General features: G+C 42.5%; 19 protein-coding genes. 11 read left to right on the forward strand and 8 right to left on the reverse strand.

All coding sequences use genetic code 11. The features are described from left to right. The first annotated feature begins 17 nt into the window (after window positions 1–17). The 3 genes from fahA to ACW689_RS12865 all read left to right on the forward strand — a co-directional run bounded on the left by fahA (window position 18) and on the right by ACW689_RS12865 (window position 2950). Window positions 18–1331 carry a fumarylacetoacetase gene (gene fahA / locus ACW689_RS12855; protein ID WP_476291937.1) on the forward strand — a complete coding sequence of 438 codons (1314 nt, stop codon included), beginning with the start codon at window positions 18–20 and terminating at the stop codon, window positions 1329–1331. 205 nt (window positions 1332–1536) lie between these two features. Next, entirely contained in the window at window positions 1537–2568 is a 1032-nt protein-coding gene (locus ACW689_RS12860) for a peptidoglycan DD-metalloendopeptidase family protein (RefSeq protein ID WP_476291939.1), read from the forward strand. Then, window positions 2558–2950 (forward strand): bactofilin family protein, encoded by a 393-nt coding sequence (locus tag ACW689_RS12865; protein WP_476291941.1) that lies wholly within the window; start codon window positions 2558–2560, stop codon window positions 2948–2950. The genes ACW689_RS12860 and ACW689_RS12865 overlap by 11 nt, the downstream gene beginning before the upstream one ends. Here ACW689_RS12865 and ACW689_RS12870 read toward each other — a convergent pair. Further along, on the reverse strand, window positions 2937–3401 hold the full coding sequence (locus tag ACW689_RS12870) for a hotdog fold domain-containing protein (protein ID WP_476291943.1): 465 nt from the start codon (window positions 3399–3401) through the stop codon (window positions 2937–2939). The genes ACW689_RS12865 and ACW689_RS12870 overlap by 14 nt on opposite strands. Before the next feature lie 160 nt (window positions 3402–3561). Here ACW689_RS12870 and ACW689_RS12875 point away from each other — a divergent pair, with 160 nt between their 5' ends. From ACW689_RS12875 to ACW689_RS12890, 4 genes are all read left to right on the forward strand, one after another. Continuing rightward, the gene (locus ACW689_RS12875; protein WP_476291945.1) at window positions 3562–4749 is read left to right on the forward strand and encodes a multidrug effflux MFS transporter; all 1188 of its coding nucleotides are present in this window, start codon (window positions 3562–3564) and stop codon (window positions 4747–4749) included. 264 nt (window positions 4750–5013) lie between these two features. Next, window positions 5014–6837 (forward strand): S8 family serine peptidase, encoded by a 1824-nt coding sequence (locus ACW689_RS12880; RefSeq protein ID WP_476291947.1) that lies wholly within the window; start codon window positions 5014–5016, stop codon window positions 6835–6837. Window positions 6838–6954: 117 nt separating this feature from the next. After that, the gene (locus ACW689_RS12885) at window positions 6955–7584 is read left to right on the forward strand and encodes a LysE family translocator (RefSeq protein ID WP_476291949.1); all 630 of its coding nucleotides are present in this window, start codon (window positions 6955–6957) and stop codon (window positions 7582–7584) included. A 6-nt stretch (window positions 7585–7590) separates the two neighbouring features. Then, window positions 7591–8049 (forward strand): methylglyoxal synthase, encoded by a 459-nt coding sequence (locus ACW689_RS12890; RefSeq protein WP_476291951.1) that lies wholly within the window; start codon window positions 7591–7593, stop codon window positions 8047–8049. On the opposite strand, the gene yegD is transcribed toward ACW689_RS12890, so the two are convergent. The 6 genes from yegD to sixA all read right to left on the reverse strand — a co-directional run bounded on the left by yegD (window position 8046) and on the right by sixA (window position 14835). Continuing rightward, window positions 8046–9413, reverse strand: a complete 1368-nt coding sequence (gene yegD / locus ACW689_RS12895; RefSeq protein WP_476291953.1) for a molecular chaperone — start codon at window positions 9411–9413, stop codon at window positions 8046–8048. The genes ACW689_RS12890 and yegD overlap by 4 nt on opposite strands. Before the next feature lie 235 nt (window positions 9414–9648). Continuing rightward, complete coding sequence (locus tag ACW689_RS12900; protein WP_476291955.1) at window positions 9649–10485, reverse strand: DNA ligase; 837 nt, start codon at window positions 10483–10485, stop codon at window positions 9649–9651. Between the two features lie 71 nt (window positions 10486–10556). Next, on the reverse strand, window positions 10557–11213 hold the full coding sequence (locus tag ACW689_RS12905) for an HAD family hydrolase (RefSeq protein WP_476291957.1): 657 nt from the start codon (window positions 11211–11213) through the stop codon (window positions 10557–10559). Between the two features lie 16 nt (window positions 11214–11229). After that, window positions 11230–11529 carry a hypothetical protein gene (locus ACW689_RS12910; RefSeq protein WP_476291959.1) on the reverse strand — a complete coding sequence of 100 codons (300 nt, stop codon included), beginning with the start codon at window positions 11527–11529 and terminating at the stop codon, window positions 11230–11232. 123 nt (window positions 11530–11652) lie between these two features. Further along, window positions 11653–13965, reverse strand: a complete 2313-nt coding sequence (locus ACW689_RS12915) for a TonB-dependent receptor (RefSeq protein WP_476291961.1) — start codon at window positions 13963–13965, stop codon at window positions 11653–11655. 402 nt (window positions 13966–14367) lie between these two features. After that, window positions 14368–14835: a phosphohistidine phosphatase SixA gene (gene sixA, locus ACW689_RS12920; RefSeq protein ID WP_476291963.1), complete on the reverse strand. Its 468-nt coding sequence runs from the start codon at window positions 14833–14835 to the stop codon at window positions 14368–14370. A gap of 161 nt (window positions 14836–14996) precedes the next feature. Here sixA and ACW689_RS12925 point away from each other — a divergent pair, with 161 nt between their 5' ends. From ACW689_RS12925 to ACW689_RS12940, 4 genes are all read left to right on the forward strand, one after another. Continuing rightward, window positions 14997–17669: an insulinase family protein gene (locus tag ACW689_RS12925; RefSeq protein ID WP_476291965.1), complete on the forward strand. Its 2673-nt coding sequence runs from the start codon at window positions 14997–14999 to the stop codon at window positions 17667–17669. A gap of 83 nt (window positions 17670–17752) precedes the next feature. Then, on the forward strand, window positions 17753–20005 hold the full coding sequence (locus ACW689_RS12930; RefSeq protein ID WP_476291968.1) for a bifunctional diguanylate cyclase/phosphodiesterase: 2253 nt from the start codon (window positions 17753–17755) through the stop codon (window positions 20003–20005). A 738-nt stretch (window positions 20006–20743) separates the two neighbouring features. Next, window positions 20744–21145 (forward strand): MmcQ/YjbR family DNA-binding protein, encoded by a 402-nt coding sequence (locus tag ACW689_RS12935; RefSeq protein ID WP_476291970.1) that lies wholly within the window; start codon window positions 20744–20746, stop codon window positions 21143–21145. A 174-nt stretch (window positions 21146–21319) separates the two neighbouring features. Further along, the gene (locus ACW689_RS12940; RefSeq protein ID WP_476291972.1) at window positions 21320–22315 is read left to right on the forward strand and encodes a 6-phosphofructokinase; all 996 of its coding nucleotides are present in this window, start codon (window positions 21320–21322) and stop codon (window positions 22313–22315) included. On the opposite strand, the gene nhaD is transcribed toward ACW689_RS12940, so the two are convergent. After that, window positions 22307–23683 carry a sodium:proton antiporter NhaD gene (nhaD, locus tag ACW689_RS12945; RefSeq protein WP_476292096.1) on the reverse strand — a complete coding sequence of 459 codons (1377 nt, stop codon included), beginning with the start codon at window positions 23681–23683 and terminating at the stop codon, window positions 22307–22309. The two genes, ACW689_RS12940 and nhaD, sit on opposite strands and share 9 nt — an antisense overlap. Window positions 23684–23932 lie beyond the last annotated feature (249 nt).

Consider the following 23932-nt stretch of genomic DNA (forward strand, 5'->3'; position numbering starts at 1 on the left):
AGTAAAAAGGAAAGGCAATGTCTTTTATTAACGAAACTCATGATATTAATCTAAAAAGCTGGGTAGCAAGCGCTAACCAAGCAGGCACAGATTTTCCAATTCAAAACTTACCGTTTGCGGTATTTCGTCGTAAAGACAGCAATGAAGAGTTCCGTGGTGGCGTAGCCATTGGTGATCAAGTTTTAGACCTTGCGGTTGTAGCAAACGCTGATATTTATTCTGGTGACGCACAAGTTGCTGTCGAAGCTGCAAATGCACAAGCATTGAATGAGTTCATGGGTCTTGGCCAACAGTATTGGTCAGCACTACGCTTAGCATTATCTCGTGCGCTACGTGAAGGTTCTGAGCACCAAGCTGCACTTGCAAGCGCACTTGTAGCACAAGCTGACGTTGAATACGCAATGCCATGCCACATCGGTGACTACACTGATTTCTACACGTCAATCTACCACGCTACAGCAGTGGGTAAATTGTTCCGTCCTGATAACCCGTTACTACCTAACTACAAATGGGTACCAATTGGTTATCACGGCCGTTCATCATCTATTGATGTATCTGGTCAAGCGTTCCACCGCCCTAAAGGCCAGACTAAAGCGCCAGATGCTGATACACCATCATTCGGCCCTTGTAAGCGCCTAGATTACGAGCTAGAGCTTGGTATCTACCTTGGTAAAGGTAATGAACTTGGTGAGCAAATCGCGATTGAAAACGCGGAAGACCATGTATTTGGTTTCTGTCTATTCAATGACTGGTCAGCACGTGATTTACAAGCGTGGGAATATCAGCCATTAGGTCCATTCCTTGCGAAAAACTTCGCATCGACTGTTTCTCCATGGATTGTTACTACAGAGGCATTAGCACCTTATCGCACTCAGTGGCACCGTGATGCCCAAGATCCACAACCAATGGCATACCTTGAATCATCGCATAACCGCGAAGCAGGTGCATTCGATATTCAAATGGATGTATTGCTTGAAACAGCAAAAATGCGTGACGCACAGCAAAGCCCGGCCAAGCTATCAGAGTCTAGCTTTAAACACAGTTACTGGACAGTAGCGCAAATGGTTACGCACCACACAGTAAACGGTTGTAACTTCTTGCCAGGTGACATGTTAGGATCAGGAACTCAATCAGGCCCTGAACATGAAGAAGCAGGCTCATTACTCGAATTATCACGCGGTGGTAAAGAGAGCATTACGCTTGAAAATGGTGAAGAACGTAAATTCCTAGAAGACGGTGACAAAGTCATTATGCGCGGCTGGTGTGAAGCAGACGGCTTCAACCGCATCGGATTTGGCTCTGTAGAAGGCACTGTTCTTCCTGCTAAATAATCCCAAATTAAAAGCAGATAAAAATCAAAGGTGTGCATTTTGCACACCTTTTTATTATGTAAATTTGCTGGATTTTTGCCTGAATCTTGTTATTGTGAAGTGTTGTTGAAGAAATTTTATTTATATGTTGAAGCTAATCAATCGCCTATATAAGACGTTATTCCAGCCTAGGCAAATTTTAATACGCCAAAACGGTGAGGTCTACATGCTTACCGTATCAAGCTGGATACAGCCTGTTTTGCTTACCTTAGTTGTGGCCTCCATTACTTGGGCGGTGTTGAATGCGCAATCAGTTACTAAGCAGCAGCAAACCATTACTTCATTGCAAGCTCAAACCAGCGCTGAACAGCAACGCTTTTTGACCGAAAAGCAGAAAATGCAAGCACAACTAGCACAGCAGCAAGCAACACTCAATGAATTAACACAAAAGCAGACGCTATTGCAAAACTTAGTGGATGCGCTACCCAGTTCACTCAGTGAAAGCACGCTAGCGCCCGAGCAACAAAATGACAGTGGTAATGAACTAGATAACGATTCAATACAAGCAACAGATGAGCAACCAATTCAAGGTGACTTTCAGTCGCAGTCACAGCAATTAGAGCAAAGCCAACATCAGCTGTTAAGCTCCCTATCAGAGTCAATTGAATTACGTTCACTTAAACTCTCAGCCAGTCTAGCTGAAGTTGGGATCGCACCATCAAAAGACTCAGGCCTTGCGCAAGGTGGTCCATATCATCAGCTTGAGCTTGAACAACTTCCAGAAGACTTTCTAAGTACCATTGATAGCCTTGTGGCACTGAATAACCTTGAGCAGGTGTTAACAACCCTGCCCGATTCCATGCCTGTCGCTCAAGACAATTACTACATTTCCAGTCAATTTGGCTTTAGAAAGGACCCAATTACTGGAAAGCGCGCCTACCATAAAGGTGTTGATCTGGCGGGTTGGCATAAAACCGAGATCACAGCGCCGGCTGCAGGCACCGTTTTACGAGCTGGTAGAAACGGCGGCTATGGTAAGTTTATTGAAATACAGCATGCACATGGCTTGGTTTCTCGATTTGGTCATTTACACACCATAAAAGTAAAGAAAGGCCAACAGATTGATAAATCTGACGTTATTGCTTTAATGGGCAGTACTGGACGAAGTACAAGCACGCATTTACATTACGAAGTATTGCAAAATGGCAAACATATCAATCCAGTGAAATTAACTAAGGTGATTAATCGTGTTCAGTAGCTTAATAAATGGCGATAAAGCAGCATCAGGTATACCTGCTTTGATCTCGCCCAACACCATTGTTGAAGGTCAAATCCGCTGTGAAGGTGAGCTTCAAGTCGATGGTAAAGTGATTGGGGATTTAATCATCAACACATTAATTGTCGGTGTACATGGCATTATTGAAGGTAACGTTAAAGCTCATAACGTTAGAATTAAAGGCACGGTCAATGGTTGCATCGATGCGGATAAAGTGATGTTAGAGCAAACCGCCAAAGTGCATGGTGATGTAATGCACGATACATTGAGTATTGAGGCTGGCGCCTTAATTGAAGGAAAGCTAACGCACAAAACAGAGGTGACAAACATCACCTCTATTAAAGACAAAACTAGCGCTCAGTAATATACATATTGATATCAGCGTGGAATACTTTCACACCATGCTGATCAAACACTTCAACTGGCACAATTAAATCTTCCTTATCTTGCCACTCTCTTGGTAGGACAATTTTTGCTTCAGCCCTTAAATCAGTTTCAGCTTTTTTCAGGTACTGTACCGTCATTCCCTTAGGGATCCAGCGATGGGTTTTATGTGGCACAGTTGCATCAACCATTACCCCTGCGCATAATTCAGCTAAGTTGCACTGCGCTATCGCATGAATAGTGCCAATATGATTGAATACTGCTTTTCGTTTGGGAATAGTCGCACTACAAAAACCTGGTTCAAGTTTGGTGATAGTTGGCTTGATTGAACCAAAGTAAGGCGCTTTTCTACATACGGCTTTACTAAAAAGCCATTGCCCGAAAGGCAGCCACTGCATTCTTTTGTAAATTTTGAGTAATGGCGCAGTCACTTTTAAACCTCATTGTTATTTTGTTTTGACAAAACTAACACATCCGACCTGTTGGCAAAATAGTCGAATTGACGATTTGGCGTTTTTATTTTTGTGATACGGCGCTTTGTCCTGTTCATTTTGAATTAGATAAATACAATAACGCGCAAAAGGAGTCGTCATGCAATCATCTCAATCAACCAGTAAATCGCTTGTATTCATTCTGGCGCTATTAGTCATCTTTTGCCCCCTAGGGATCGATCTTTACCTGCCCGCATTTAGTGCAATGCAAGAAGGCTTGAATGTACCTGAATCATCGATCCAACAAACCGTAAGTATTTACATGCTGACCGTTGGCTTAGGGCAATTGGTCGCAGGACCACTCGCAGACAAATATGGTAGAAAGCCTATTGCATGTACAGGCGCACTGCTATTTTGTGCAGGGGCTGTGATGGCCTTTTTGGCTAGCGATTGGTATTGGATGATGGCTGCCAGAGCACTACAAGGACTTGGGGCATGTGCCACATTTGTCGCCGCTTTTGCAATCGTACGAGACAGTTTCGGGCATAAAGGCAGTGGACAGATGATCACCTACCTAAATGGCATTGTGTGCTTTATCCCTGCCCTTGCGCCAATTTTCGGTGCTTGGCTAACAGTACAATTTGGCTGGCGCAGCAACTTTGCGTTTTTAGTGCTTTTTTCACTGATTGGCCTTTCACTACTAGTGGTATTGTTCAAAGAAACTAAGCCTGAAGATAGCATCTATCAAGGTCATATCCTCGATTTTAGACGCTTTGTACCTATGTTCAAGAGCAGTGAATTTGCATTTAATGCCGCCATCACCATGTTTGGCATGGCAGCTATGCTGGTGTTTGTGACAACTGCACCAGGTTGGATCATGAATACGTTAGGTGGTTCGGTCACGCAATTTACAACTTGGTTTACGGGAAATGCAGCACTGAGTATCGTGGCAAGCTTTATCGCCCCTATTTTTATCAAGCGTCATAGTCGCAATTCACTGATCGTAGGCCTCAGCCTGTTTTGTGTTGGTGGCCTATTGATGCTTTGGGCGACTCGCTTCTCACATCCTGCGGCACTCATGCTGCCCATGTATATTGCGTCCATCGGCTTTGCATTTGCGCTTGGTTCAGCTGCTGGGAAAGCACTCTCAGGTTTTGCCAAACAGGCTGGTACCGCCTCTGCGTTAATCGGTGTCATGCAGATGAGTGGGGCCGGTGTTCTAGCACTATTAACACAGCAGCTCGGCTTACCAGCGCCTATGCAAATTGCACTTCACTTATTAATTATGTTGCCATTTCTCGCAACATTATTAGGTAAAAAGAAACAATTATTCCACAGTGCGGTTTAGACCGCACTTATCATTCAAATACGTATAGTTATCATTTCCCTTGTAAATCATGTACCTATAACGGTAAACCATGTAAGCACCTAGACATCCTCTAATACTAAAATAGTATATTTACATAAATAAAAACTCTATGACTTTATAAAAAAAGCAATGAATTATTCCTTGCCTTGTTGTGCATTTCGGTCAAATCTGTCTCCCGTTAATCAAATGTTGTTCATGATTAACATTCGCTTCACTCATTTTAGCGAACTAGAGATAATAATAATGAAACTAAACAAGTTCACTTCAGCATTGATGTTTGCAGGTATGTGTGCTGCAGCTAGCGCGCAAGCAACAGATGACCGTTATATCATCCAGATAGATAACAATAACAAAGGCGTTGTTAAAGCATTAGCTAAACAGTTAAGCGCTCAATTGCATGTGGATGGTGATGGCTTTATCGCGGCGACATTCTCTGGCAAAGATCTTTCTCAAGTAAAGGGCTTGCTAAACAACCCACATATCAAACTCGTTGAACAAGACTTCAAACGTGTACCACTTGGCATCTACAACGACGATGCAGGTGATGCAATGACTCAACAGCTCACGCCTTATGCTGTCTATCAATCACAAGCAGATCAAGTCACATTTGACGCAAACGCTGGCATGAAAGTATGTGTGATCGATTCAGGTTTAGATAGCTCAAATCCTGATTTCATCTGGGGCAATATCACGGGTGACAACGACTCGGGCACAGGTAACTGGAATGAGCATGGTGGCCCACACGGCACCCACGTTGCAGGTACGATCGGTGCAGCAGATAACAACATTGGTGTAGTTGGTATGGCTCCGGGCGTTGCTATGCACATCATCAAAGTATTTAACGCGGAAGGTTGGGGCTATTCATCAGATCTTGCTCACGCAGCAAACCTATGTTCGCAAGCGGGTGCTAACATCATCAGCATGAGCTTAGGTGGCGGTGGTTCAAATAGTACTGAATCTAATGCATTTGCACAGTTCTCTGCCGCTGGCGGCCTTGTAATAGCCGCTGCTGGTAACGGTGTACGTTCTTATCCTGCAGGTTACCCATCAGTTATGATGATTGGTGCCAATGACAACAATAACCAAATCGCTGATTTCTCTCAGTTTCCTAGCTGTGCGAGCGATCGAGGTAAAAATGCAATTGAAGATGAAACCATCTGCGTTGAAGTAACTGCAGGTGGCGTTGATACGCTTTCAACTTACCCTGCAGGTATGGCAACATCTGCAAACTTAACTATTGATGACAGCATAATCGCAAGCTCTACAATGGAAAACTCAGGTAGTGTTTCTGGAAGCTTATTCTTCATGGGCACTGCAGAAGCAACAGATTCTAGCGCAGCTGGCAAAGTATGTTTAATTGACCGTGGTAACATTTCATTCCATGACAAAGTCGCAAACTGCGAAGCGTCTGGCGGTATCGGTGCAATCATCGTAAATAACGAAGCTGGCATGCTATACGGCACACTAGGTGATACCAATACCACGAACATTCCAGCCGTTGGTGCTGCATTTGAAGACCGCGCAACACTAATGTCTGCAAGCAATGCAACTGTTGATATTGGCACAAGCGATTATGGCTTCATGAGCGGCACTTCAATGGCAACTCCAGCAGTTTCTGGTATTGCTGCATTGGTGTGGTCAAATCACCCAGAGTGCACAGGCCAAGAGATCCGTGCAGCACTTAAAGCGACAGCAGAAAACGCAGGCGCTGCCGGTAAAGATGTGTACTTTGGCTATGGTATTGTAAAAGCAGCGGATGCAGATGCTTACCTGACGGCAAATGGCTGTGCGGGTGGTGACAATGGTGGCGATCCAGGAAATGGTAGCATTGGGTTAACAGCATCAGGCTACAAGCAAAAAGGTGCGAAATACGTTGATCTAAATTGGCAAGGTGCAAGCTCCAGCCAAGTAGATATTTATCGCAATGGTAGCAATATTGTCACAACTAGCAATGATAATAGCTATACGGACAGCATCAGCGGTAAAGGCGGCGGCAGCTACATCTACCAAGTATGCGAACAAGGCAGTACTACTGTATGTTCTGACACTCAAACTGTCGTGTTCTAACCCAACCTATTTTTAAGCGGGCGAATTGCCCGCTTTTTTTTGCTTTTTTAGACTCTATATTTCATTCATAAAACAGCATAAACTAGTGAGCATATTCGAATTTTTGAAACTCATTCTATGCTTAACCCCGAATCTGTTATTTCATTTCTTATCGCAAGTGCAGTCATTGCCGTCGCTCCAGGGCCTTCAAATGCATTTCTAATGGCACAAACTTTTTCCCATGGCCGAGTAGCGGGCATGAAAAGCGCATTGGGTTTTGCAATGGGTGGGGTTATTCACACCATTTTTGCCGTCGTTGGCTTATCTGCAATATTAAAGGCTTCAACAACCGCATTTAACGCTATTTTATATTTGGGTGCGGCATATCTGGCTTATTTGGGTGTAATAACGCTCAAAGATACATTTAAGACATCTATACCATGTGACGATAAACCACACATCAGTACCAAAAAGCCAGGAAATGTGTTTGTACAAGCAATGATGACCGAAGTGCTTAACCCTAAGGTTGCACTGTTTTTTATTGCCTTTATTCCGCAATTTGTTGACCCAAGTCGTTCTTCTCCAACCCTGCAATTAGCGATTTTCGGCCTGCTGTACCCTATTTTGGCTTTCCCTATCGACTGTGCTTATATTTATGGCGGCGATAAAATTGCTAATTACTTCCGCCGTCACCCCAGTGCGCCAATATGGATTGACAGAGTGTCAGGGGTTATTTTTATCGCATTGGCGATTAATTTATTACTGTGAGGCCGAATGAAAACAACCACGCAAATGCTTCCTGCAAAAAAGAACATCGCACTTGTTGCCCATGATGGGAAAAAAGACGCATTAAAAAAATGGTGTTTAGCGCATAAAAACGCATTGCAACAACACCAGCTTTTTGCAACGGGCACAACCGGGCATATCATTGAGAAAGCAACAGGTCTGAATGTGGAGAAGTTGCTCAGCGGCCCAATGGGCGGCGACCAGCAAATTGGTGCTAAAATCGCCGAGCATGAGATTCATATGTTGATATTTATGTGGGACCCGCTAGCTTCTCAACCACATGATCCCGATGTAAAAGCGTTACTGCGTTTAGCCGCGGTTTGGAACATTCCCGTTGCCTGTAACGAAGTCACCGCTGATATTTTGCTTAGCTCTCATTTGATGTCGCAAGAAATTGCGCGCCAACTCCCTGATTATCATGGTTACTTAGCGACGCGCCTAGATTAACGATAGATCTGAGCCGCCCACTTAGTTAAGCCGGCGGTAACACTACCAAAGTTATCACCATTGAGCATTGGAATATCACCTAAGGCTTGCTGTAAAGCCGCCTTTAATAACGGAGATTGCGCACTACCGCCCGTTAAATAAATGACATCAGGCTGAGTTTGCGCGGCCAAAATAGCTTCTTTGGCGAGCGTACAAATTTGCTCTAAACTATCGCACACAGCGTGCTGTAGGTGTGCTTGGCTCACTTCACATTGCAGCCCAGCTTCAACAAAACCAAGAGAAGCTAAATAGTTTTGATCACTAGAAAGCGCGATTTTACTCAACTCACCTTGCCTCACAACTTGATGTCCTAACTTTTGCTGTTGGATTTTTATAAGCCTTTGTAACTCATTCGGCGCACACACGTCTCTGAGCATTGCTTGTAAATGGCGATGATTGGCTTGCGAGTAAAACTCAGTTTGAAGGTGTAAATCATTAATTTTGCACGCTTGCCAATAAAGTTGATTTGGCATCGGCAAACCCGACTTTAGCTGCCCACCCAAACCACAAAGCGGCATAAAGTTATGATAGGCCACCGCAATATCAAGGTCGTTACCACCTAAGCGCTTACCCGTGTGAGACAAAAAATCTTTTTCTCTGTTATCGCGGCCACGATAACTTGGGCCCATTTGTACAAATGAGCAGTCACTGGTTCCCCCACCAATGTCCACCACTAAGACTTTTTGATCTTCATCCAGACCCGACTCGTAATCAATACCAGCCGCTAAAGGCTCAAACAAAAACTCAACTTCTTTAAAACCAGCTCGTTTGGCTGCTGTTGTCAGAATATCAACGGCTTGCTGATTGCTTTGCTCACCACCAATGGCTTGAAAGTTTACTGGTCGACCAATTACGGTATGAGTGATCTCTTTATTTAGCTGCTGCTCAGCCCGTTGCTTAATTTGCATGATCATTGCACTGGCAATATCTTCAAAGAACGCAATTTGCAGAGGTTTAAGCCCAACAGCACCAAAAAATGACTTAGGAGATTTCACAAAGTAGCCATCTTCAGGAAATTCGATATATTCCTCTATCGCTGCAGAGCCAATAGAAAGACCTGATTCATGGCTATCTAAATCCAGATCCTGACGAATTGCATGCATACCATTAAGCATGGCAGCCCTTGAATGGCGATAATCCTGCTCGTGCTCTGAGCCCGATAGTTGCTTTGCAACAAAATCAACAACCAGTGCATTGTGCTGTGCATACAGGGTTGACGGCAAATAATGGCGGCCCGCTTCTAACTCAACGAGTTTGGTTCGTTGCGCATCTATCATTGTACCTATTGCACAATTAGAACTTCCATAATCAAAACCCACTATCATACACTGCACCTCACGACGAAAAAGGCCGCGTAGGTTAGCATAACTGTCCAAAAAGCCCAACAGACAAAATAACACCATTCGTTTATGTGATGAGATTATGAATCTAGTTAAGCGTGGTAAAATTGGCTCAGCTAGGACGTATATTTGGGGAACGTCTCTCCCCTAATATACGTCTTTCACCCTCGTGAAAAACGGTCAGGATTTTTAAAATGACCCACATTAAAAGAGCAAGCACTTATAACTTAGGTCTTTCTCGCAAAAAGCGTGCAAATCTCGGTTTACCATATTTGGTAGCCCCTTGGTGTCGGTAGGTGATTTGAGCACCTATGCTTGGCGGATTTTGCCGTTGAGCATCACTAAATCCAGAGCCTATTTTGAATTCAACGCCCTGTTCATTCCTCACTCTCAGTGCGCCCATCATGCCTTTGTATTTTCCTTTTCCTTCGGTATATCCCAGCACAATCGCTTCTGCATCTTGGAAAGGTTTATATTTGAGTATCCGGTCTGAACGACCTGCAATGTGTAATGCATTTTTTTGATGTAACATTACGCCTTCACCACCTCTTGCTAAAACGTCTTTATAAAAGTCATCTAGCTCTTCTACGTGCTCGAAACGCCATTGTTTGACCGCTTGCACATGTGAAGATGAGATGCGAGCAATTTCATACAGATAATTTTGATACCGTTCAATAAAGGTCAGTTGGCTATTTGGCGTGTCAAATACGAGGTATTTTACGCGCCGCCAGTCTTTACTCTGTGCATGCTTTGTGCGCACTACAGCACTCACAAACTCAAACAGACCGTAACCTGCCCACAATTCACCGTCTAAAGGCTTAGTGCTCAAATTGACTGTAAACCAGTTTGGTGCGGCAATGACAGCTCCACTTTTTGTCACGAGGTTAGTGCCATTCCAAATGGCTCTCACACCATCAAATTTCTCACTAACAAGGTAATCGCTTATACGAATATCACTACGATACAGGTTGGCTAGCTCAACTTGAGGGGGGATTTTTTCTGCGCTGAACGCTGCAAAACTGATACAACTGACCAGTAATAGTATCCATACTTTCATCTAAAGGCTCCTTGCACTTAATATGAACCTTTAAGACTAGCTGAAATTTTTATAGATAAAGAATTATTTGCTTAGGCGAGTTCTTTGATCTGCTGCCAAGCCTCAAGCAAGTCGCTTACTTGGTAACTTGCTCGACTAAAATTTTGTGCTTTCGAGTGATGGTTGGGGATAACAATTGTAAGTAAGCCAGCGCCTACTGCTGAGCTTAAACCTGTTTGCGTATCTTCAATTGCAACCGCCTGCGTTGTTTGAAAGCCGAGTTGTTTAAGCGCCTTGCAGTAAGGTTCTGGGTGTGGCTTGGGGTGATGAACATCGTCCTTGCACACAATACATTTAAAAAGCACATCTAAATTATAATGTTGTAAAACGGGCAAAGCTTCAGCTCTGGTGCTTCCCGTCACCAATGCGATAGTGAATTTATCACTTGCTTCACGCAGCACTTGCTGTGCATAAGGCATTAGTATCGGTGAGGTTGTTTGTGCAACATCAACAAACAAGTTGTTTTTACGTTCAGCTAGCCAAGTTGCTCCGCGACCTAGCCCATGGCGGTCATTTAATACTTGCGCTGTCTGTAGAGTTGGTACACCAGAAAACTCATCACAAAAACTCAGCTCATCATAGTGTACTTGCCAAGGCTCTAGTACTTGCATCCAGCTTTGGTAATGGAGCGCTTCAGAATCGACCAAAGTACCATCAAAATCAAATAAAATGGCTTTTAAACTCATCATTCGCTCCTTAGCAAAATTACTGGCTTAAACCAGCTGGTGGCTCTGCACTTGCTTCTAAACCACTTTCCACTTCAACCAATTCATAACCGCGCGGCTTTCTCACCACCTTCAGGATCGGTTTGTCGAATGCCGACTTGAGTCGGTCGGTATCCGCTAACAGTTCATCAACTGTACGACCAAAAGGTGCAGCGCCCGTTTCGGACCAGTTAGTTACTTTACCGTTTAAGTTGTACTCTACTTCGTGAATTTGATAAAGCGCTTCTTCCTCTTTTGTTGCTTCACAAAAGATCACGCGGTAGTTCCAAAATCCAGACATGTTTATTCTCTTCATTTCATGATTTGTTTGACTTTATCAGCTCTTGCTGTGCTTTTCATTACAGACAATAAAAAACCCGCGTTAAACGCGGGTTTTTTCATCTGTTTATTATTTGCTTCTGTATTAGAAGAAACGAACTTTGAACTCAGCGCCAACAAAACGCTCTTCGTTCAACATACCCGTGTTGTTGTTAAAGTCTACGCCGCCGATAACCACTTGCTCGTCAAACAAGTTACGTACGAACGCAGACACTTCATATTCATTATCGCCCGCAGCCCACATATAACCGGTGCGAATACCTGTTTCGAACAGGGCTTCGCCTTCAAATTCAACCGACTTATACAAGAAGAAATCAATTTCACTGCGGTAAGACATATCACCATATACGAAGAAATCACCGCCTTCTAACTCTTTGGTGTAACGTAGCGTCGCATTTGCAATCCATTCAGGCGCATGAGGTAAGCTGTTACCGTCTAAAATAGCCCTAGTTTCAGGGCCCGATGGACCTTCAATTTGATAAGTTGCGTTCGTCACTGTACATTGAACACAAACTGCCACAGCTAAATTCTTGTCTTTAAGCTCAGTTTTGTTATAGCTAAGGTTGAACGTAGCGTTAAGTTCATCCGTTAGCACCCACTCTGTATCAAGCTCAAAACCATAACCTGTTGTCTTGTCGGCGTTGATCAAACGGTTAAAGTTTGAATCTCCACCTACCGCTGTTAGCTGCTGATCATCCATTTGATAGTAGAATACAGTGGCATTCACACGGCCTTGTCCATCGAGTACATCAGATTTGATACCCGCTTCAATTGAGTTAGTGGTTTCTGATTGCGCAACTGTCACTTCATCGCCAAACAAAATACGTCCTTGCACACTTGGCGCACGGAAGCCATTGGCAATACGAGCAAACAAATTCACGTCGTCGCTATATTTATATGCTGCACTGATATCCCAGCTTAAATGGCTGTCTTCTGGGTTTGCTCGGCCTTCAATAAAATCAGCCGCGCCAAAATTTGCTAGTGGAGATTGTGTGCGCTTAGCATAAAACTCTTTTTCATCTTTTGAATAACGAAGACCTGTCGTTAACTCTAGCTTGTCAGTGAGTTGATAATCCATTGAACCAAACACCGCCCATGCCGACGTGTCTTGATTCTGCACCGCATAACCATTTTGAATACCATAGTTTTGCGCAGCTGCATCGTACCCTAGAGTATCATAGCTAAAACTTTCGATAGTTGCTTCTTCTTCATAGAAAAACACACCAACCTGATAATTCATGTCGCCGCTAAAGTTGCTCGATAGGCGAATTTCCTGTGTATACTGATCATGTTCAGGAATACCATCAGCACTTTCAAAAGCTAATCGAACAAAACCTGGGCCATTGTCTACGCCTAAGAAACCAGCTCCATAACCACCATCAACGTCAGCTCGTGAATATATCTCTGCACTTTCCCAACCCGAAATAGAAGTCAGCGTATGTTGCTCAAAGTCCCACTCAAGCTTTAAGCTCATACCTTGTGTGTCAACTTTCTGAATAGCTCGAGATGCCGCATCTTGATATAAATCGTCACCATCATAAAGAGGGTTAATATCGTTTGTGCCCTCATTAATTAAGTTTGCACGGAATGGAATTGGGCGACCATCTAAATCACGTACGTGGTAATTTAACAATCCAGTAAAGTCTTCACCTTCATATAAAAACTGAACACGTGCCGCTTTTTCGTTATAACCACCTAACGAGTCTTCTTTTTCGAAACCCGGCGCTTTGTTATCTAAATAGTCTTCTTTATCTTGCCAAAGTACAGATACTCGAGCCGACAAACGCTCAGTTAACCCAGAGCCAACAGCACCTTCAAAATCTACCGCACCTTTGCTACCGTAAGAAACGGCACCGTAAGCATCAAATGACTGGCTTGGTTTTACAGAGTCAAATTTAACAAGACCTGCTGGCGTGTTACGACCGAACAGCGTGCCTTGCGGGCCTCTCAATACTTCGATACGCGCGATATCAAAAACAGGGAAACCTTTTAAAATTGGGTTTTCTTGAACCACTTCATCAACAACGAGTGAAACAGGTTGTGAAGCGTTCAAGTCGAAATCGGTATTACCTAAACCACGAACATAAAAGCGTGGGAATGTACGACCAAAAGAAGACTCGACAGATAAGCTTGGGATTTTCGCATTCATAAAACGAATATCCATACCGGCTGAGCTATAGGCGTCTAGGTTGTCTCCTTGCAGTGCAGACACACTTACGGGCACTTCTTGCGCATTCTCTACACGTTTACGTGCAGTGATCTGAATCACTTCCAATTGATTACTTTTAGCTTCAGTAGTTTGTTCAGCAGCGAGAGTAGAAAATGAAGTACCTGCGACAGCAGAGAGCAACGTTGCATTAATTAAAGTTGCTAACGTAGATCTTTTCATTGCTTTCATGTTGGGGTTTAACCTTTTATGCGCACTCTTTTGTTCAACGGTAGTATGGTCGCCGTAAAACGTTGGCGTGATACGTTCAATTTTTCGCGCCATTTTTAAAATTATTGCGCGGACCTTACAACCGAGAGTGCAAAGCGAACCTGTAAGGCTGAACGTGACGCACTCATTATAGCAGCAAATTAAAATATTACTTCCAAGCAGGCTACTAAAAATAGATTTTTTTCAAACTTTCGCAACAAGAAGAAAGACGTTTGCAGCTTTTCGCAACAAAAAATACAAAAAAGAGGACAATTGTCCTTACCAAGGACCAGCAAAGATGGCAGCGAATAATAACTTTCCTCAAATCAGAAACACAATTATTGCGCCATTGGAAATTTTCTACATTGCTGCACGGTATGACTATTACAGTGAGGGCGAGTTCATGCTGAGTAAACGCCCCTTTTGTTCTACTTCGTTATACTCAATAACTGCAACACTCGCAGTATTAAAGATCGGGAGATGGCCAGGACACAACTGTTCAACCAAATAACTCACTATTGGCATATGCGCAACGATCAACCAGACATCAAGTTCACTATTTAAACTGATCAAGGTTTCAAGATAATCAATTGCAAACGCAGCATTTCCAGTTGGGATCACATCTTTGCAAATCTCCACATAACTGATGTCGTTCTGTGCCAAAACTTGTTGCGCAGTTTGTTGAGCGCGGAGATAGGGGCTTATTAGTGCTGCTTGCGGTTTAAAATGCCCTTTTAGCCACCATGCCATCTCTTTTGCCTGATTTACACCCCGCTCAGTCAACGCCCGAGATTCATCATTCACTTGCATTGGCACGGCTTCACCATGGCGCATAATTAGAATTGTTTTCATTACACTCTCGAATGTTCTTTACTAATTTGCATGATAATCAGTAGCTAAATACCTCATTTGTTCGCTATATTAAAACAAATGAAGAATAAGTATAAAACGAAATCAGCTTTAGCTAACTGTAAACTTCATCCACTCACACTCTTTGTATCGGCGGCAATAATTTGAAAGTTAGTAATAATGATAATCGCACATATCGCAGACTCCAACTCGACAATGGTCTACGTGTCTTATTAGTTTGCGATCCACATAGCGATAAGTCCGCAGCCGCTCTTACAGTGAACGCAGGCCACTTCGATGATCCCACTGATCGACAAGGCATGGCTCATTTTCTAGAACATATGCTATTTTTGGGTACATCGCAACACCCAATCCCTGGTTATTTTTCTCAGGTTGTGAGCCAAGCAGGCGGACAAAGTAATGCATGGACTGGAACCGAACATAGTAGCTACTTTTTTGACTGTGCCAATGAGCAATTTTTCCAAGCTTTAGGGCTTTTCTCTGAATTTTTTATCGAACCGCTTTTAGATGCCTCTCAAACAGAAAATGAACGCAATGCGATTGACGCCGAATTCAAAATGAAAATAAAGGACGACGGCCGACGAATCTACCAAGTTCATAAAGAAACTGTGAACCCTGCTCACCCGTTTTCAAAGTTTTCTGTGGGAAATAAAGAAACATTAAAGAACAAAGCGCATTGCATAGCTCAAGAAGTACGCGCATTTTTCAATTTACACTATCAAGCGCAATGGATGACGCTTGTGGTTGCAGGGGCACATACTCTTGATGAATTAGAGAATCAAGTTCTCCAGAGTTTTGTTGATGTAAAAGGCACTAGTCAGTCCAAAGCCAAAATATTGGCTCCTTTATATCGCGAACAAGACTTGCGCCTGTTACTGCATATTGCACCGCGAAAACACATGCAAAAATTGATTGTTAGTTTTGCGATGCCAGGTATCGACGATCTTTATAAACATAAAAGCGTTAGCTTTCTTGCACATTTACTTGGCTACGAGGGTGAAGGCTCACTGTACTCGATTCTCAAAAGCCAAGGGTGGATAAATGCGCTGTCTGCTGGCGGTGGGATCAGTGGCAGCAACTTTAAAGACTTTAACATCAGTTTTGCACTAACAGACGAAGGTATTGACTATTACGAAGACATCATTGAAATGCTGTTTGAGTACATCGCATTGATTAGAGCCCAAACCGAGCAGCTGCCCCACCTATATAAAGATAAAAAAACACTGCTTGATATTGCGTTTAATAATCAGGAACCCTCACGGCTGATTGACTGGGTTAGCAACATCAGTGTAAATATGCACCACTATGAGGCTGATGACTATTTATATGGCGATTACCTTATGCAAGGCTTTGACAAACAAATTCATCAGCAGCTATGCGCTTACTTACAGCCCAATAATATGCGTGTTGTTCTTATACATCCAGAGGTAGAAGCGCAGTTAAAAGCAAAGTGGTACCATACGCCGTATCAAATTGAGCAGCTCAGTCAAGAGTGGCTCAATGCGCTGAGTGCCATTGATACACCCTTACCTGAAATGCAGTTACCCAAAGTAAATCCTTACTTACAAGTAGAAAACGAGCTATTTGATATTACTGATAAGCAGCGCACCCCGACACTTTTGAAGGATAAGCCTGGATTCGCTTTTTGGTTCAAACAAGACACGACCTTCAGAGTTACTAAAGGACACTTTTACATTGAGATTGATTCTCTTTGCAGCATTAAAAGTACTAAACATATGGCTTTGACAAGGCTGTTTGCAGATTTGCTTATGGACAGTATGGCTGAACAGTATTATCCCGCTGAATTAGCGGGGCTAAATTATCATATTAACTCTCACCAAGGAGGCTTAACTCTGCACACCGCAGGTCTGTCAGGTAATCAAATTACGCTTGCATTACAATTGTTAGAGCATATGTTGCACACATCAATAAGCGCCACTCGCTTTGCAGAATACAAAAAACAACTCATTCGTCACTGGAAAAACCACAACCACAATAAACCCGTTAGTGAACTATTTAGTATCCTCGGCGCACAATTGATGCCATGGAACCCAGAACCAATTGCCCTTGCAAAAGCGCTAAAAAATATTAGCTTTAATGAATTTTGTCAGTTCCGTAAGTTATTTTTCAGTTCTGTGCATATAAAAGCCTTCTTACATGGAAACTGGCAGCAAGCACACGCATTAAAAATGCAAAAAAAATTACGCAAACTATTTGCACAAAGTGAAATACTTGAAGATTTAAAAAGGCCGTTAAATGTGTTAACCACCAATACTATGCATCAGATAGAGCGAGATGGTCATGAACATGCGATGGTGTGCTATATACAAGCTTTGAGTGATGATGTTTTTGAAAAAGTGTCATTAATGATGCTCAATCAGTTGGTTAGTCAAAATTACTTTGAAACATTAAGAACTCAACAACAACTAGGCTATTTAGTTGGAGCAGGTTACGCCCCTTTTAACACACGTGCAGGTATTGCATTTTATATCCAGTCACCGCAGTACGATAGCCAAACTTTACTAGCACGACATGAGCAGTTTATTTCTCAATTCGTCGAGAAAATAGACTCTTTGAGTACACAGTCATGGCAAGACGCACTTCAAGCTTTACGGCTACAAGTTGCCGAAAAAGATAAAAACCTGCGTCTACGCGCTCAAAGATTATGGATAGCCATCACCAATGACGATCATCAGTTTAATATGCAAAAAAGGATGGTTTCACAAATAGATAACCTTGATAAGGCTTCTTTTATTTCATATATAAAAAGAGTCTTTAGCAAAGATCACCCAAAAGTCGCATTCACTTGTAACTAAAATCTCAACAAAACATCGAAATCTTTTTGACTCTGCCGCCTGCTTCATTTAGATTAGGACGTGCAATAATGAGTCATGCATCTATGAAAAAAAACACTATAAAAACAATTTTCGCTATGATGCTGTTGAACTCAGTGCTCAGCGCACCTCTCCTAGCACTCACGAATAATCAACAGCTTTCCAGTCTTGATCCGCTATTAGTGAGCGTGTTCACGTTATTTTCATTTGCGATTGCCTTACTCGTTGTCAAAAATGCCAAATTGAAAAAGCGCCATTCAATACTCAAGCAATCTGAACAAAGGTTGAAAAGCACAGTAGAAGGCAGCGGCGATACACTATGGGACTGGAACATTACAACTGGTGAAGTAGTGCGCATTAATGACAAATTTATGCTCAATAAAAGTAAATCAAAGCACTTTATTCCCAACGCAGAACGCATTCACCCACAAGACTTACCAACGGTTAACAAATTACTCAAGCAGCATTTTTCCGAGAAAAGCGCTTTTTTCGAGGCCAGTTATCGATTAAAAGATAACTTAAATCAGTATCATTGGGTCCTAGATAGAGGAAAAATAATAGAAAAGGACCAAAATCTTAACCCAATGAGAATGACAGGCACAGTGCGCGATATTAGCCATTTAAAAAGTACCGAAGAGCGATTGAACCTATTCGCAAAATGTGTCGAATCTCTCACGGATGCAATTGCCATTTACGATCATCGCTTTAAATTGGTTGACGTGAACCCAAGTTACTTAGGTTTATTCGGCGGAACACGAGTTCAACATTTAAATCAGAACTTTACCCTACCGGGATATGATGAAAGATATATTAATCAAGTGATCACATCTTTACGCGAAACTGAACATTGGCAGGAAGAGTTACGGCTTCGTAATCATAAAGATGTTTTACTCCCCATTGAAGTGACGATAGACGAGATTAAAAATGGCCATGGCCAGATCACCAACTATGTTGTGGTTTATTCGGATCTCACTGAACGAAAAAAAGCCCAATCTCAATTACATAACTTATCTAATAGAGACCGAACAACAGGATTGCCAAACCGCAATTTATTCTTTACTAACCTCAAAAAGCTGGCAGAGCAAGATACCCAACATGCCTTACTGGTTTTCGATCTCGATAACTTTAAAAAAATTAATGACTCGTTGGGCCACCAATTAGGTGACAGCTTGCTTTCCAAGTTGGCAATGAGACTGAATAAGCTGGCTCGGCAAAAAGATACATTCTATCGACTTGGTGGCGATGAATTTGCACTCGTGATGACAGGAACAAACGACATCCACACCATCACTAGAACAGCTAAACAGTTTCTGGCTGCGATCGCGACCCCATTTAAACTCGCAAATCACGAACTGGTCATCACATCTTCTGTTGGTATTGTGCTGTTTCCAGATGACGGTGCAACACCTGAAATATTACTAAAAAATGCAGATACAGCCATGTATCACGCAAAACAAAGAGGCAATCACTACTTATTCTTCAACGACTCAATGAATGAGCAAGCTGTAAAACGCTTACAAATTGAGAATTTGATGCGCTTTGGCTTAAAAGAAGATCATTTTGTAGTCTACTACCAGCCCAAACTTAATATAAAAACAGGCCGATTAGTCGGTATGGAAGCCTTGGTTCGTTTTATCACACCAAAGAAAGGCATTATTAGCCCCGGTGTCTTTATTCCCATTGCAGAAGAAACAGGCCAAATCATCGAAATTGGTGAAGTTGTGCTTGATAAAGCTTGCAGAGACGTTAAGCAGTGGATTGATCAGGACCTATTTAACGGTAGAGTTGCAGTCAATTTATCAGCAAAACAGTTCAGCTTACCCGATTTAACAACTCGTATAGATGTTATCCTGCAAAAAAATCAACTTCCTTCTTACTTTTTGGAGTTAGAAATAACTGAAGGCACAATTATGGAAGATCCACAGGAAGCTATTTCAATCATGCGTTCACTCAGCGCAAGGGGAATACATTTGGCCATTGATGATTTTGGCACTGGGTACTCTTCATTGGCCTACCTCAAGCAGTTTCCATTGAACACCTTAAAGGTCGATAAGGCGTTTGTAGATGACTTAAACTCTGATATAGGCCGTAACATGGTTGACTCTATTGTTACGATTGCGCATAACCTAGACTTGCATGTCGTTGCAGAAGGTGTAGAAAAAGTAGAACAGTTAGCCATGCTGGAGCAGCTAAACTGCCAAACAGCACAAGGCTATTACTACTCAAAGCCACTGTCAGCCAAAGAATTTACCGTTTTTCTTCAAGCACAAAAAAATAGAGAAAACGGTACAGCGCCAAAACTCGCGGTAGTGAGCTAAAAATCAGTATTACGCACGCCAAATACAGCTTTGTGTCATTTGTGTACGAACCCAAGCTCTACGATGATGTACTCTGAAAAGGTACCAGGCACACGGTCCACACATAGCACCGACAAACACCCAACGCTTTACCGGCATACCTTTTATGATGGATTCCACGTACAACCACACTGCGCCTAGCAAAGACATCAATAACCACACCATAATACAGTGATTCCTCAAATACAAAATTGGGCACAGATGCTAGCAAACAGACTACATTTTGTACAGACAAACAATTATTGTTGCAAAATCTTGCATTATCTCATTTAATAGCATCTCAATTTTCGCCTAGTTAACAGAATTATTCAGAATAACTAGATAGTACGCCGATTATTAAAATATTTATTTTTAAGGCTACTATACTGCACTAAAAATTGAAACCAAGTGGTATGATTTAACGTTAGGCTGCATTTTTGTTGGACCCTTCTAGAAGTGGACACTTCAAAGAGTCATAAAATTGTAATACTAAAAATGAAAGCGTCGACCGTAAAGTAGCAATGAAATTAATGCCAAAAAAGCAACTAATTGAATACAAACGATTTCATTTTGTTGCTAGGCATTAGTTATTTCATGAGTACATCAAGTAGACTATTTTTCAAGCTGTTTCTTAAAACGGCAATTACAGTATTCGCGCAATAGCTGCTAAAATTAAATCATGTTGTTTTAAATTATTTAGTTACGTCAAGGACACGGTCAATGGATCAAAAAAGCGTACACGACTATTTGCAGAGTAAACCTGCTACGTTTATCACTCAACCGTTCGCGCAAGATATAGACGTCTACAAAGTCCAGCATAAGATGTTTGCAACCCTGTCAGAAGGGAAAGAAGGTCAAGTAGATGCTAACGGTGAGCTAGTCTGGTGGCTTAATTTGAAGTGCGATCCTGATGAGGCTTTGTTACTTCGAGATGAGTACCCATCAATCGTACCAGGCTACCACATGAACAAACGTTTGTGGAACACGATTATTTTGGACGGTTCAATACCTGAAGAAAAAATCAAAGAGATGATAGATACATCGTACAACATTGTTGTCGATAACCTACCAACTGCACAGAAAGAAGAGTTAGCAAAATTCGTCAATACTGGCGATAAGTAATTTCGGATTGGCCCCCCTCGCTCTGCGCGAGGGCCATTTCCTCTGTTTCAACGACATTTCCTTCCCCAAATCACGTTCAAGTTTGTTGTAGCTCAAAAAAAAGTGCAAACACGCTTAAGCTCAGCGTACATTTGCTTATAATCAAACCAATGCTATCGGGTTCAAGGACAAAAAATGAAGAAAGTTGCCGTACTAACGAGCGGTGGAGACGCGCCAGCAATGAATGCAGCCATTCGCGCAATTGTATTAAGTTGTCGTTTTTACAACATCCAATGCGTCGGATTTTACCATGGCTACAATGGTCTTATCGATGACCAATATGTCGAAATCACTGAGTTTGATATTAACCCTGCGTTACAGCAAGGGGGTACGATTTTAAAAAGTGCACGTTGCCAAGCTATGCACACTCATGATGGCGTCATACAGGCTTGTAATACGCTGAGAAAGCATGAGATTGATGCACTTATCGTCATTGGTGGAGATGGCTCACTCAAGGGCTTGCAAGCTATAAAACGACACTGGAACAAGCCTGTTATCGGGTTACCTGGAACCATAGATAATGATTTAAGCGGCACAGACAACACGATAGGCTTTGCTACAGCTGTCAGCACTGCAACTCATGCGATCGACAAAATAAGAGACACCGCCAATGCCTTTGAACGTATCTTTATTGTCGAAGTCATGGGACGTCACAGTGGACATATTGCGTTTAATGTGGGTTTAGCAACCGGTGCTGAAGCAATTATCTCTTTTGAAAATTTTTCACCCGAGCAAGCCAATCATAAAGTTCAATATTTACTCAAGGCCGTTCAAAAGCAACAACAAACTCATGGCAGCTTTTTAATTGTTTTAGCCGAAAATCTCTGGCCTGGGGGTGCACAAGCCCTAAAAGATAGCCTTGCGTCAGAAGGAGGTGTTGACAGTGCCATATGCATCTTAGGGCATATACAACGTGGTGGTTCACCAGTTCCAGAAGACCGAAACCTAGCGACCGAATTAGGGCTTGCAGCCATTGAGGCGCTCAATCAAAGGCTAGACAATGTTATGGTGGGCAAAGTTGCAGGGACTATAACATATACAAGCTTAGATAAGGTGATATCTGTATCTAAGCCCGTTAACCAGCAATGGGTCACAGCCCACGATCAGCAGCTTACTCAGTATTTAAAATAAACTCGAGTTGAGCCATAGGTGCGTTAGGACGCTTGCAGCATACCCTAACGCGATAATTGGCGCCCACTTTAAATGACCAAAGAAAGTGTAATACCCTCTCGCTTGTCCCATAAGTGCGACCCCAGCCGCAGAGCCAATTGATAACAAACTACCACCAACCCCCGCTGTTAGCGTGATCAGCAACCATTGTCCGTGCGACATATCTGGCTGCATTGTCAAAACAGCGTACATAACTGGAATATTGTCAATGACGGCCGATAAAACGCCCAAAAACACATTCGCACTAGTCGCTGACCAAGCACCATATAATACTTCGGAGAGTAAGCTCAGGTATCCCAAGAAACCAAGGCCACCTACGCACATAACAATGCCGTAGAAAAACAGCAATGTATCCCACTCAGCTCTAGCTACTTTATGAAATATATCAAACGGTACCACGCTACCGAGTAAATCAATACGTGCTTTATCACCTTGACGTTGTGCCTTATTTCGCTGCTGCTCCAAAGTCACCCTAAGGTAATAACCAAATAGCTGCAAGTAACCTAGCCCCATCATCATCCCCAGAACTGGCGGCATATGTAGAAGACTGTGACATAACACCGCTGTCAAAATTGTAAGCAAAAATAACCCTAAGATCCTTCTCGCTCCACGTTGTAATATAACAGGTGCATAAATTGCTGAAGGCCGCTTTTTTTCAACAAACAAGCTCATTATTGCCGCAGGGACTATATAGTTAACCAAAGAAGGCATAAACAGAGTAAAAAACTCATTAAACTGGACCATGCCCGCTTGCCAAACCATCAAGGTGGTAATGTCACCAAATGGACTAAATGCGCCCCCCGCATTCGCGGCTATCACAATGTTAATACAGCTGAGGTTAATAAAACGCTTATCCCCTTCTGCCACCTTCATGATCACAGCACACATCAATAGCGCTGTGGTTAAGTTGTCTGCAATAGGCGAGATAAAAAAAGATAGAAACCCAGTGATCCAAAACAAGCTGTTATAGCTAAAGTCGCGTTGGAGCATCCACGCTCTTAGTGCATCAAAAATCTTTCGCTCTTCAAGGGCATTAATGTAGGTCATTGCGACAAGCAAGAATAACATTAACTCAGCAAATTCTAATAAATTGTGCCTAAAAGCATGTTCCGTGACGTGAGGAATGTCACGAGTGACATAGTAGATACTGATGATGATCCAGATGATACCCGCAGCGACCAAAACAGGCTTAGACTTCCTCAAGTGAAGCTTTTCTTCAACCATAACCAGCACATAGGCAATAACAAAAATAACAATACACACTATACCCAAACTGGACGAAGTTAAATCCACCCTCTCGCTACCGCTAGCCCATGCAGGCATCACCATGCATGTTACGATAATCCAAAAAAAGCTCAACTTTAAACTTAGTCCACCCATGTCCTTTGCTATCCTATTGTTATAACGAGTATTCGGTAAAATATTGGTCGTAAAAACATAGCATGATTCACAAGTACGTCGATTGCTTTTTATTCATAACTAGTAAGTTAAGCATTACATCCACTAAATCGACTTACATAACAAAGCAACTTTTACTGCTCTAGCCCTCGTATTTGCTCACGTTGACCAGCACCGTAT

It is taken from the genome of Pseudoalteromonas sp. ABE4_541 (genome assembly GCF_056312285.1).